Genomic DNA, 12289 nt, shown 5'->3' on the forward strand with positions numbered 1-12289 from the left:
TGCAATGAAGCTCACACTTGATGAAGCCGAGGCCTTGGTTCTCGGCGCCCTTTGCCGTTCCGGCGTGACCGAGACCAATGCCGCCTCCGTTGCCCGTGCGCTGATTGCTGCTGAAGCGGCTGGCCAGGGTGGCCATGGTCTGCGGCGGGTCGAGGCCTACTCGGCCCAGGCGCGGGCCGGCAAGGTCGATGGGCGCGCTATGCCGGTGGCCGCGCGTCCTAGGTCTGGCGTCCTGACCATCGATGCGATGAACGGTTATGCCTATCCGGCGCTCGATCTGGCGGTGGCGGAACTTCCGGCCATGGCGAAAGCGCAGGGTATTGCAATCGCCACGATCCATCGCTCGCACCATGCAGGCGTTATGGGGCTGACGGTCGGACGCTTTGCCGAACAGGGACTGGCCGCGCTTATGTTTGCCAATGCGCCAGCCTCGATGGCGCCCTGGGGCGGCAACAAGGCGCTTTACGGCACCAACCCGATCGCCTTTGCGGTGCCGGTTGAAGGCGATGATCCAATCGTGGTCGATCTGGCGCTCTCCAAGGTGGCGCGCGGCAAGATCATGGCCGCCCGGCAAAAGGGCGAGGCGATCCCGGATGACTGGGCTTTCGATGTCGATGGTCAGCCGACGACGGATGCGAACCTTGCGATGGATGGCTTCATGGCCCCGCTTGGTGGCGCCAAGGGGGCAGCCCTTGCGATGATGGTCGAGATCCTTTCGGCGGGTCTGATTGGCGCCAACTACGCGTTCGAGGCCTCGTCGCTGTTTGATGACAAGGGGCCGCCGGTCGGGCTCGGCCAGACGATCATTGCGATTGATCCGGTGGCGACGGGTGGTTCTGGTGTCTTCGGCCGGCTCGCACTGCTGGCCGAGGAAATCGGTGCGCAGGAGGGTGCGCGCATTCCGGGCCGTCGCGGCCAGGGGCTGGCGAAAACGGCTGAGGCCGCAGGCCTCGAGATCGAGGACGATGTGATCGCAGCGATCAAGGCGATCGGCTGACCCATTGTTTCGGCGCCTGCGCATAAGGCGCGGGCAGGGAGCCCGCCATCAGCCCTGATCGGCGTAGTCGTTGCGGGTAATGCCGTGGCGCTGGAGCTTGTCATAGAAGGTCTTGCGCGGGATGCCCAACGCCTCCAGCGTCCGGCGCACGTCACCGTCATTGTCGCGCAGGGCGTTGCGGATGACGGTGCCTTCAAAGCGCTCCACCCGTTCCGGCAAGGTGCCGTGCTGATCCAGGCTTTGCGTGTCGGAGGCAGGCTGCGGTGGCGGGGTGATGCCAAGCACGGTGCGTTCGGCATAATGGGCGAGCTCGCGGACATTGCCCGGCCAGGCATGGCTGTCGAGATGGCGCCGGATTGCATCGGTCAGCGCCGGCGGCTCTCGCTTGAAGCGTTCGGCGGCGCGGGTGGCGAAATGGGCAAAGAGCAGCGGGATATCGGCGCGGCGTTCGCGAAGCGGTGGGATCGAGACCGTTACCACGTTGAGGCGGTAATAGAGATCCTCGCGGAAATCGCCGCGTTCGGCCGGATTGCCGAGATCGATCTTGGCGGCTGCGACGACACGCAGGTCAACCGGGCGGATCTCGTTGGTGCCGAGCGGGCTCACTTCGCGCATTTCCAGAACGCGCAGCATCTTCACCTGGGTGGCGAGCGGCATGCTCTCGATTTCATCAAGAAAGAGCGTGCCGCCGCTTGCATGTTCTATTCTGCCGATGCGCTTCTTCTGGGCGCCGGTAAAGGCGCCGGCCTCATGGCCGAAGAGTTCGCTCTCGATGACTGTCTCGGGCAGCGCCCCGCAATTGAGCGCCACGAAGTTGCCGCTTCGGCGTCGGCTCCATCGATGCAGGAGCGTGGCGACGACTTCCTTGCCGCTGCCGGTCTCGCCCGCGACCAGCACGTCGATATCGGTGTCAGCAATCTGACGCAGCGTCTGGCGCAGGTGCTCCATGGCCGGCGTCTGGCCAATCAGCGGCAGGTCGTCCCGGCTTGCCTCGGCCGTCTGGCGCAGGCGGCGGTTCTCGATCACCAGCCGGCGCTTTTCTATGGCGCGGGCGACGCTCTGCACCAACCGGTCGGCGGCAAAGGGCTTGGCGATGAAGTCATAGGCGCCGTCCTGCATGGCGCGCACCGCCATGGTTATGTCGCCATGGCCGGTGATCAGCAGGACGGGTAAGTCCGGGTCGAGGGCGCGGATGCGGGCGAAGAGTTCCAGCCCGTCCATGCCGGCCATGCGGATATCGCTGATGACGACCGCTTCGAGGTCGGCGGAGAGCACTGCGAGCGCTTCGCCGGCGGAGGCAAAGTCGCGCACCGGAAAGCCGGCGAGTTCCAGTGTCTGGCGCGTGGCGCGGCGAAGGGCGGCATCATCGTCGACGAGGATGATTTCGATGGCATTGCTCATGAGAGGGCCCGCTTGAGGGTAACGGTGAAGGTTGTGCCGGCGGGCGAGCTGTCGACCGCGATGCGGCCGCCATAATCACTGACAATGTCCTTGCAGATGACAAGGCCGAGGCCGAGGCCGGCTTCCTTCGATGTGTTGAACGGGGTGAAGAGGTTGTCGAGGATTGTGGGTGGGATGCCGGGGCCGTTGTCCGCGACGATAACCGTCACTTCGTCCGGGCCACCGGTTCCGACCTGGACCGTGATGCGGCCGTCGGCCTGTGTCTCCAGCGCTTCCAGCGCATTCTGCAAGAGGTTGATCAGCACCTGTTCCAGCCGGATCCGGTTGGCCATGACACGGATCTCCGGGGCAATGGCATCGATCGCCAGCATGTCGAGGCTGCCTGAAAAGCGGCTGCGCAGGAGGAGAAGCGCTCCGTCGACGGCGGTCTTCAGGTCTACCGGTTCAGCGGCGGCGCGGCCCTTGCGGGCAAAGCCGCGCAACTCATTGGTGATGGCGCCGATGCGATCGGTGAGGTCGCCGATCAAGCCAAGGTTTTCGGCGGCTGGCGCGCTTTGTCCCCGGTCGAGGAAGGTGCGGGCATTGTCGGCATAGGCGCGGATGGTGGCGACAGGTTGGTTGATTTCATGCGCGACGCCGGCCGCGACCTGGCCGAGAATGGCCAGACGATTGGCCTGGACCAGATCATGCTGCACGGTCTGCAGCCGGGTTTCCGTGGCGCGGTGTTCGCCGATTTCCGTTTGCAGCCGGTCGCGGGCGATAGTCAGTTCGCGCGTCCGGGCCGTCACCTCGCGCTCCAGTTCGTCGCGGGCGGCCTGATCGGCGGCCTGCCGGCGCAGCATGCGGTTTCTGCGATAAAGCAGCAGGGCGGCCAGGGCGAAGAGCGGCAGCATGACCAAGAGTGCGGCCAGGCGGGCCTGCCACATGCCTGTTTCGAGAAAGCTGCCGGCTGGCGCCAGCACATGCATCTGCCAGGGTGTTCCCGGCACATCGAGCACCAGGGCGAGATGGGCTTGTGCCGGCACGTCATCCGTGACCTGCGCCAGTGCCATGGACCGGCCGTCACGCTCGGGCAGGGGGCGAATGGGAAGCCGTTCCAGCGAGGCCTCGCCGAATTGCAGGCTTTCGCGGAGGGCGGCGCGCTCCGGCGGCGGAATGTCCGTGGTGCTGAAAAAGCGCCAGGGTGGACGGCTGGTGATCAGCACGATGCCGCGCTGATCGGTGACGAAGGTGGTTCTGTCAGACCGTCCCCAGTCCCGCTCCAGCCCGTCGAACTCGACCTTGACGACCACGACACCAAGGGCCGCGCCGCTGTCGTCAACAACGCGTTGCGACAGATAGAGGCCGGGCCGTTTGCTGACGCTGCCCAGTGCGTAGTGCTCGGCGCTTCCAACCGCCATGCCACGCTTGAAGTATTCGCGGAACGTATAGTCGTTGCCAACAAAGCTGTCCGCTTCGCGCCAGTTGCTGGCGGCAATCGCACTGCCGTTGCGGCCCACGACATAGATGACGGATGTCTTGGTGCCGAGCACCAGTGCTTCAAGTTTCCGGTTCAAGCCATCAAGCGCTTCTGGTGTCGGATTGCCAAGCGTTGCGCTCACCTGCCGGTCGGCAGCGAGCACCAGCGGCAAGGCACGCGGGCGTTCCAGAGTGGCCTGGAGCAGGGCGCGCTTGAGGGCTGCGTCCTCGTCGAGATCGTCGGCCAGCGTCGACAGCGCGTTGCGCATGCCCGCTTCGCCAGCAAGGAACAGGCCGGCCGCCAAAGTGGCGAGGGCGATGACCAGATAGATCAGCCAGGAGACGCCCAGGCCGGTCCGGCGTTTTGCAGTCTGGTCGAAGGCGGGAGAGGGCGAGGTTGCGATCATTTCCTATTGTGCGTCTTTTCGCACGAAGTTCCAAGGGGTGCGTGCGGATAATCGCACATTCATGATGGATGTGAATTGGAGCGCAAGATTTTATTGATTAAGTTCAATCGCTTGTGCCAGTTCCCTGCGTTTGGCACGCAGCTTGCTGATATGCACGAGACGGGGCTTGCTCCGTGTTTCCATTCACAAGCGCTTCAGCCCGGGAGGTCGGAACCATGTTCCGTCAGGGCGAAAACGGAGGAAATCATGCATATCGATACCGCGGGTCACGCGCCCGAGGGCAAGCAGCCCTTCTACAAGCATCTCTATTTCCAGGTTCTGGCCGCGATCATCGCCGGCATCCTGCTTGGCCATTTCTATCCGGAAATCGGCGCGCAGTTGAAGCCACTCGGTGATGCCTTCATCAAACTCGTCAAGATGATCATCGCACCGGTCATCTTCCTGACGGTCGCAACCGGCATTGCCGGCATGACCGACCTGAAGAAGGTCGGCCGGGTTGCCGGCAAGGCGATGCTCTACTTCCTGACCTTCTCGACGCTGGCCCTGGTTGTCGGCCTTATCGTGGCAAACGTCGTGCAGCCCGGTGCCGGCATGCATATCGACCCGGCTACCCTCGATGCCAAGGCTGTCGCGACCTATACCGAAAAGGCGCATGACACGACCATTGTCGGCTTCCTGATGAACATCATCCCGACGACCATTGTCGGTGCCTTTGCAGATGGTGATATCCTCCAGGTTCTGTTCTTCTCGATCCTGTTCGGCATTTCGCTGGCGATGGTCGGTGAACGTGGCAAGCCGGTCACCGACTTCCTGCAGGCGGTCATTGCCCCGGTTTTCAAGCTCGTTGCCATCCTGATGAAGGCGGCACCGATCGGTGCCTTCGGCGCCATGGCCTTCACCATCGGCAAATATGGCATCGGCTCGGTGACCAATCTCGCCATGCTGATCGGCACGTTCTACCTGACCTCCTTCCTGTTCGTTGTCGTCGTGCTTGGCGCGGTTGCTCGCTACAACGGCTTCTCGATCCTGGCGCTGATCCGCTACATCAAGGAGGAGCTGCTGCTGGTGCTGGGCACCTCGTCATCGGAAGCCGCCCTGCCGGGCCTGATGAACAAGATGGAAAAGGCCGGCTGCAAGCGCTCGGTCGTCGGTCTTGTCATTCCGACGGGCTATTCCTTCAACCTCGACGGCACGAATATCTACATGACGCTGGCAGCGCTGTTTATCGCCCAGGCGACAGACATTCCGCTGTCGCTCGGTGATCAGATCCTGCTGCTCGCCGTTGCCATGCTGAGCTCGAAGGGGGCGGCCGGCATTACCGGTGCGGGCTTCATTACGCTCGCCGCAACGCTCTCGGTCGTGCCCTCGGTGCCGGTGGCCGGCATGGCGCTGATCCTCGGGATCGACCGCTTCATGTCGGAATGCCGGGCGCTCACCAACTTCATCGGCAATGCCGTTGCGACCGTGGTCGTTGCGCGCTGGGAAGGCGAACTCGACGAGAGCCTCTTCCACGCTGCGCTGGGCGGCAAGGTGCTTGAGGACACCGATATCCAGCCGGAGCTTCAGCCGGCGGAGTGATTTTCCGCGCCGACCCAAGACGGCGATCGGAACAGAAGCGCGGCCCGGTTCTCCTCGGGCCGCGCTTTTTGCATTCTCACCGCAGGAGCGCCCGGTCGCGTCACTCAGCGGCGATGATGTGGAACTCCTGTGGGACGTTCGGATTTTGGGCCTTGCCCATCAGGTAGATCAGACAGCTCGTTCTGAGCAGTGAAGCGAAGTTCGATACCGATCCGTTGATCTCCAGCGCCTCGTCGTAGAGCGTGGAGAGGAAGCGGGACGTCGAAAAGTTCTGGCTGGCGGCAATCTCGTCGATCAGCACCCAGAAGGCCGCTTCCAGCTGGATGCTGGTTGAATGGCCGGCGATACGGACAGAGCGGTTGACCGCTCGGTAGCGGGCCGGATCCTGTCCTGCGAAGACTTCACACATGGCATATTCCTCCCGATTTCTATTGTTTTCTTTGCACTATGGATCGGCACTTATCGGAGGTCAATTTCCGTATTGGCTAAAGTGCATCTCCTCTGCTGCCATGGTTCGATGGCGGTGCGCGGTTCAAAAAAATCGATGCGGTAGCCGGCTGCTACCCTGCTTTTCACAACTGGAGCATGATCGCAGCATCATGCATGCCCTGAAGACGAGGACGACACATTGGCGAAGATGATCCATTCTATGATCCGGGTGCTGGACGAGGCAAAATCAGTCTCTTTCTATTCCCAAGCTTTCGGCCTTGAGATTGCGGAGCGCCTGGATTTCGAGACCTTCACGCTGATCTACATGAGCAATGCCGAGTGCGAATTCGAGCTGGAACTTACCGTCAACAAGGGACGGGAAGAGGCCTATACTCTCGGTGATGGCTACGGCCATCTTGCGCTCAGCGTGTCTGATCTCGATGCCGAGCACAGCCGCATGACAGATCTTGGGCTCTCGCCGAACAAGATCGTCGAATTCAACCGCGATGGCCATCTGCTTGCGCGGTTCTTCTTCATCACCGATCCGGACGGCTACAAGATCGAGGTCCTGCAGCGTCACGGACGTTACAAGTGATCGTGGGGCCGGACGGTTGGAGGACCGTCCGGCCCCATTTGCTTTCAGCAGTCGGCAGATGCGGTTTGAGCATCGGCCATCGCAGACGGCGCATTGCCGTCCGCACCATCACGGGAGGAGATTGACGTGGTTACGATACTCGACAAGACGGGCAAGATGTCTCGTCGGCAGCTCCTGAAGACAGGTGCTGCCAGTGCGGTGCTGGTCATTACCGGCACGGCGGTGATCTGTCCGGAGCAGGCCTGGGGGCTGGAAGCAACGACCCTCAAGCCGGACAGCCTTGCAACGCTGATCAAGCTTGCGCGTGACATCTATCCACATGACCAGCTCGCCGACCGCTTCTATGCGGCGGCCGTCAAGGGCCAGGACACGATGGCGGGCAAGGACGAAAAGCACAAGGCGCTGATCGAGGACGGCATTGCCGATCTCGACAAACGCGCCGGTGCCGGCGGTTATCGCGGTCTCGGCTGGGAGGATGACCGGCTCGCAATCCTGCGGGAGATTGAGACGACCCCCTTTTTCCAGGCGGTGCGCGGCGACCTCGTGGTCAGCCTTTATAACCAGAAAGAGATCTGGCCGATCTTCGGCTACGAGGGCGAGTCTTATTCCAAGGGCGGCTATATCGAGCGCGGGTTCAACGACATCGCCTGGCTCTGAGCCTTACCCCACAGACACGCAATTCATCGTCGCCGGAGGAGGCCCATCGCGGATGGGACGGCGGCGCTTACGCAAATTGACCGATTTCCCGGGAGGAAAACATGGCAGCGCCCTATGATCTCAACGACGACAGTGTGGTCGTCATCATCGGTTCCGGTGCAGGCGGTGGTACACTTGCCAACGAGCTTGCCCAGAAGGGCATCGACGTGGTCGTGCTCGAAGCCGGTGCCCGCATCGAACACGAGGAATTCATCAACGACGAATGGGACAGTTTTGCCCAGCTCGCCTGGCTCGACCACCGAACGACCGGCGGCGGCTGGCGGGTGTCGAAGGACTTCCCCAATCTGCCGGCCTGGATCGTCAAGGCTGTTGGCGGCACGACGACCCACTGGGCTGGCGCCTCGCTGCGCTTCCAGGAACACGAGTTCAAGACGCTGACGAATTACGGCAAGGTTGAGGGTGCCAATCTTCTCGACTGGCCGATCACGCTTGCCGATCTCGAGCCTTACTATGCCAAGGCCGAAGACAAGATGGGCGTTACCCGCACTAATGGCATCGAGGGGCTGCCGGGCAACAACAACTTCAAGATCCTGAAGGCCGGTGCCGACAAGCTGGGCTACAAGGACTGTCACACCGGCAACATGGCGATCAACTCGGCCGAGCGCGATGACCGGATGAGCTGTCAGCAGACCGGCTTCTGTTTCCAGGGTTGCAAATGGGGTGCCAAGTGGTCGACGCTCTACACGGAAATTCCGAAGGGCGAGGCGACCGGCAAACTTGAAGTGCGGCCGCAGTCGCATGTCATCAAGATCGAGCATGATGCCAATGGCAAGGTGAATGCCGTCGTCTATGCCGACAAGGACGGCAACATGAAGAGCCAGAAGGCGCGCATCGTCTGCGTTGCCGGCAATTCCATCGAAAGCCCACGCCTGCTGTTGAACTCCGCTTCCTCAAAGTATCCGGATGGTCTGGCCAACTCCTCCGGCCAGGTGGGCAAGAACTACATGCGCCACACGACCGGCTCGGTCTATGCCGTGTTCGACAAGCCGGTGCATTTCTATCGCGGCACGACCATGGCCGGGATCATACGCGACGAGGCCCGGCACGATCCGTCACGCGGCTTCGTCGGTGGCTACGAGCTTGAAACGCTCGCACTTGGTCTGCCCTTCATGGCGGCCTTCCTCGATCCGGGTGGTTGGGGCCGTTCGTTCACCTCGGCGCTCGACAACTACGCGAATATGGCGGGGCTGTGGATCGTCGGCGAAGACATGCCGCAGGAACAGAATGCCGTGAAGCTGCATGCCGAGCTCAAGGATAAATACGGCATGCCGATCCCGGATGTCTGGTTCACCGATCACCCGAACGACGAGGCGATGCGCAATCACGCCTACAAGCAGGGTGTAGCGCTCTATGAGGCGGTCGGTGCCAACAGGGCCTTCCCGACACCACCCTATCCGTCGACCCACAATCTCGGCACCAACCGCATGAGCGAGAAAGCGCAGGACGGTGTCGTCAACAAGTGGGGTCAGACCCACGATATCCAGAACCTCTTCGTTTCAGACGGCAGCCAGTTCACCACGGGTGCTGCGGAAAATCCGACCTTGACGATCGTGTCTCTCGCGATCCGACAGGCGGATTACATCGCCGAGCAGATGGGCCAAGGCACGATCTGACCGGCAAGCATACCTCCCTCTTTGCGGGCGGCGTTGTCTAAAGGCAGCTCCGCCCGCCTTTTCGTGGGCGGATGTCAGTGGCTGCGGGCCGCGACCAGAGCACGGGCCTTGTCGCGGGTGCGGGCCACCGCGCGGCGCAGGCGGGCCGGGCGAGGTTCGCCCTCGGCCACGGTCATCGCATTGCCGCGCCAGACAAAGCCGTTGCCGAACCAGGCGGAAATGAAGAGGGCCGGCAAGGCGAGGTCGCGCATCACCATCGCTGGCAGCATGCGCCAGCCGGAAGGCCAGCCATAGGCGCGCGCAAGCAGCATTTCTGCTGCATACCACAGACCGAGATAGGCCATGGGGGCTGCGGGATGGATATGGCCTGTTGCGGCCAAAGCCGCGACTGTGATCGTGGGCAGGGCGGCACCGACCAGGATTTCCGGCAGGAAGCAGAGCGGGAAGGACACGCGCCGCAACCGGGCCCAGCGCAGCTGGCGTTTCCACACGGCGGCAAGGCTGCGTTTGCCGAGTGGCTGGGCGAAGGGCTGGTGGACGAGGTGAACATTGAGGCCGGCGCCGCGGACAAGGCGGGTTGCGGCTGCGTCTTCAGCCACCTGTTCGCCGAGGCGCTCGAAGCCGCCCATATCGGCCATCAGGTTTCGGTTGAACAGCATGGCCTTGCCCTGAGCAAAGCCAAAACCGGCTTCATCCGCCAGGAGCTGGAAGCGCGCCTGGAAACTGTTGAGCCAGGCGCTCTCGACATAGGCGCCGAGGTTGGCCGGTTCCGTGCCGATTGGCGGGGCGCAGACGAGGCCGGTTTCGTCGTCCCAGCGATCCAGCATTCGGGTGATCAGATCTGGTGGCATCAGGACATTGCTGTCGACCATGACGATCCAGTCATGCCGTGCCGAGCGCCAGCCCTTGATGACGTTGTTCATCTTGGGATTGACGCTGAGCCTGTCCTCGCCGATCAGCAACTGGGCCGGGACAGCCGGATTTTCGGCGATGATCCTGCGGGCGACGGCGGCGGCCGGATCGTCTGGATCGGCAATGCAGAGGATGACCTCATAATCCGGCCAGTCGAGCTCGAAAGTGGTGGTGAGGCAGCGCTCGAGATTGTTCTCCAGTCCGCAGAGAGGCCGCAGCACCGTGACAGGCGGGCGAAAGGCAGGTCTGCCAGTCTCTGCATTGGTACCATGGTGGTGCCTCAGAGCCAGCAGCAAGCCGACGCTTACGGTCTGGACGGCAAGGGCAGTGGTGGCGAACAATATCGACAGACTCATCCCAGTCCTCGGGCGGATCATTCAACGGTGGCCACCGGATAGCACCGCTGCATGACAGTTCAGCGACTGCGCCTGAGGATGGTGACAATCTTCAAGCCCAGATAGACGGCGAGCCCGCCCGTGACGATCAGGCCGCTGACATTGCCGCTGATTTCGGCGATCTGGGTGACATTGTCGCTGAAGGTGGCGCCGAGGCCGGTATAGACGCCAACCCACACGCCTTCGCCGGCGATGCCGGCCAGGGTAAAGCGCAGCCAGGAAAACCGCGCAGCCCCTGCAAGCAGATTGAGATAGGGGCCAAGTGGTGACAGAAGCCAGCGCGTCAGGAAGACGGCTGCGGCGCCCCGCGCCGCCATTTGCTGCTCGGCCCTGTCGAGAGCGGTCTTGCGCGCGGGGTTTGCGGCCAGCCACTCGACCAGGCGGCGGCCGCCGGTCTGGCCGATGAGATATCCTATCTGATCGCCGCCGACGGCGGCACCCAGGGCCACGGCCACAACGGCCCAGAGCGTGAAATCGCCCGCGGCGGCGAAGGCCCCCATCAGCATCATGACAATGGAACCGGGCAAGGGGGCACCCAGGCAACTGATGAAGATGACGCCGGCCAGGAGAGGCAGGCCATAGATCGGAAGCGACGCCAGAAGCGTTTCCGTCAAGCTCATCGCTTGTCCTTTTCGGCGCGCAGCCGGGCGATGGCTGCCTCAAGCTCCGTCCTGAAATCGGAGAATGTCTGTCCGCGTTCTTTGGCAAGCCGTTCGAGCGAGGGACGCGGTGCGTTGCGCGGCGGCGGTGCCACATCCAGATCCCTCGCAAGGCGTTCGACCGGCACATGCCAGGAATGGGCCACGTAACCCAGCGTCATCCAGGCTTCGACCGGCTGATTTCGATGCGCAGGATCATTCCAATAACTCACGAACAGGGCGGTGCGGATGGCGAAGAAGAGGACCAGCCCGAGAACAAGCACAAAGCCCGAGACAAGCAGTCGGTTCTGCCGCCACAACCGGATCAATCTGTTCACGTCGTTCTCCCGGACCCATATCTTGGTTGACAGACGTTGCCGTCACGCTTCAATCCGTGCCGGCATCTAACGCGACCGGGAGAGTGACGGCAATGGCGGCGGGCGATATCCGACTGGATGATAGCTGGAAAGCGGTGCTGGGCGACGAGTTTTCAAAGTCCTACATGCGTGACCTGAAAGCCTTTCTCAGCCAGGAGAAAGCCGAGGGCAAGCATATCTTCCCGGCCGGATCCGAATATTTCCGGGCGCTGGATCTGACGCCGCTCGATCAGGTGCGGGTCGTCATCCTTGGGCAGGACCCTTATCATGGAGCCGGTCAGGCCCATGGCCTCTGCTTTAGCGTGCGGCCGGGTGTCCGGGTGCCGCCGTCGCTCGTCAATATCTACAAGGAGCTGAAAAGCGATCTCGGCGTCGAGCCACCCGGTCATGGATTTCTCGAGCACTGGGCCCGGCAGGGCGTTCTTCTGCTCAACAGCGTGCTGACCGTTGAGGAGGCTCGGGCTGCCTCGCATCAGGGACGCGGTTGGGAGACCTTCACGGATGCCGTCATCCGCTCAGTCAACGAACGATGCGAGCATGTGGTCTTTCTGCTCTGGGGGGCTTATGCGCAGAAGAAGGCAGCCTTCGTGGATCGTAGCCGGCACCTGGTGTTGAAGGCACCACATCCGTCGCCGCTCTCCGCCCATGCCGGATTTCTCGGCTGCCGGCATTTTTCGCAGGCCAACCGCTATCTCGAGGAGAAGGGGCGGGCGCCGATTGACTGGCAATTGCCGTCGCTTGAGCAGGTCTGACCTCAGGACGCCCGATTTGC

The 12289-nt window shown here is 62.6% G+C and carries 12 protein-coding genes; 6 read left to right on the plus strand and 6 right to left on the minus strand.

Annotated elements, in window-relative coordinates; translation table 11 throughout:
* The first annotated feature begins 4 nt into the window (after window positions 1–4).
* Window positions 5–997 (plus strand): Ldh family oxidoreductase, encoded by a 993-nt coding sequence (locus IP76_RS05735; RefSeq protein ID WP_054157206.1) that lies wholly within the window; start codon window positions 5–7, stop codon window positions 995–997.
* A gap of 48 nt (window positions 998–1045) precedes the next feature.
* Here IP76_RS05735 and IP76_RS05740 read toward each other — a convergent pair whose 3' ends face one another.
* Both IP76_RS05740 and IP76_RS05745 read right to left on the minus strand, forming a co-directional pair.
* Window positions 1046–2398 carry a sigma-54 dependent transcriptional regulator gene (locus IP76_RS05740; RefSeq protein WP_054157207.1) on the minus strand — a complete coding sequence of 451 codons (1353 nt, stop codon included), beginning with the start codon at window positions 2396–2398 and terminating at the stop codon, window positions 1046–1048.
* Window positions 2395–4263, minus strand: coding sequence for an ATP-binding protein (locus tag IP76_RS05745; protein WP_054157208.1), 1869 nt, complete (start codon window positions 4261–4263; stop codon window positions 2395–2397). The genes IP76_RS05740 and IP76_RS05745 overlap by 4 nt, the downstream gene beginning before the upstream one ends.
* A 246-nt stretch (window positions 4264–4509) precedes the next feature.
* Here IP76_RS05745 and IP76_RS05750 point away from each other — a divergent pair, with 246 nt between their 5' ends.
* Window positions 4510–5841, plus strand: a complete 1332-nt coding sequence (locus IP76_RS05750; protein ID WP_054157209.1) for a dicarboxylate/amino acid:cation symporter — start codon at window positions 4510–4512, stop codon at window positions 5839–5841.
* A 100-nt stretch (window positions 5842–5941) separates the two neighbouring features.
* On the opposite strand, the gene IP76_RS05755 is transcribed toward IP76_RS05750, so the two are convergent.
* Complete coding sequence (locus IP76_RS05755; protein ID WP_054157210.1) at window positions 5942–6250, minus strand: ribbon-helix-helix domain-containing protein; 309 nt, start codon at window positions 6248–6250, stop codon at window positions 5942–5944.
* A 219-nt stretch (window positions 6251–6469) separates the two neighbouring features.
* On the opposite strand from IP76_RS05755, the gene IP76_RS05760 reads away from it, so the two are divergent.
* From IP76_RS05760 to IP76_RS05770, 3 genes are all read left to right on the plus strand, one after another.
* Window positions 6470–6865 (plus strand): VOC family protein, encoded by a 396-nt coding sequence (locus tag IP76_RS05760; RefSeq protein WP_054157211.1) that lies wholly within the window; start codon window positions 6470–6472, stop codon window positions 6863–6865.
* A gap of 126 nt (window positions 6866–6991) precedes the next feature.
* A complete protein-coding gene (locus IP76_RS05765) occupies window positions 6992–7522 on the plus strand; it encodes a twin-arginine translocation pathway signal (RefSeq protein ID WP_054157212.1) in 531 nt (176 codons plus the stop codon).
* Between the two features lie 101 nt (window positions 7523–7623).
* Window positions 7624–9195, plus strand: coding sequence for a GMC family oxidoreductase (locus IP76_RS05770; protein ID WP_054157213.1), 1572 nt, complete (start codon window positions 7624–7626; stop codon window positions 9193–9195).
* Window positions 9196–9269: 74 nt separating this feature from the next.
* Here the strand turns inward: IP76_RS05770 and IP76_RS05775 are convergent, their stop codons facing one another.
* Genes IP76_RS05775 through IP76_RS05785 form a run of 3 tightly spaced genes read right to left on the minus strand, consistent with a single transcriptional unit; the run spans window position 9270 to window position 11478 of the window.
* On the minus strand, window positions 9270–10463 hold the full coding sequence (locus tag IP76_RS05775; RefSeq protein WP_054157214.1) for a ceramide glucosyltransferase: 1194 nt from the start codon (window positions 10461–10463) through the stop codon (window positions 9270–9272).
* Between the two features lie 59 nt (window positions 10464–10522).
* Window positions 10523–11122: a DedA family protein gene (locus IP76_RS05780; RefSeq protein WP_054157215.1), complete on the minus strand. Its 600-nt coding sequence runs from the start codon at window positions 11120–11122 to the stop codon at window positions 10523–10525.
* Entirely contained in the window at window positions 11119–11478 is a 360-nt protein-coding gene (locus tag IP76_RS05785; protein ID WP_156318480.1) for a hypothetical protein, read from the minus strand. Before IP76_RS05785 ends, IP76_RS05780 begins: the two co-directional genes overlap by 4 nt.
* 92 nt (window positions 11479–11570) lie before the next feature.
* Between IP76_RS05785 and ung the strand changes: the two genes are divergently transcribed.
* Window positions 11571–12269: a uracil-DNA glycosylase gene (ung, locus tag IP76_RS05790; RefSeq protein WP_054157217.1), complete on the plus strand. Its 699-nt coding sequence runs from the start codon at window positions 11571–11573 to the stop codon at window positions 12267–12269.
* Window positions 12270–12289 lie beyond the last annotated feature (20 nt).

Source organism: Rhizobium sp. AAP43 (assembly GCF_001296045.1).
Taxonomy (GTDB): Bacteria; Pseudomonadota; Alphaproteobacteria; order Rhizobiales; family Rhizobiaceae; genus Allorhizobium.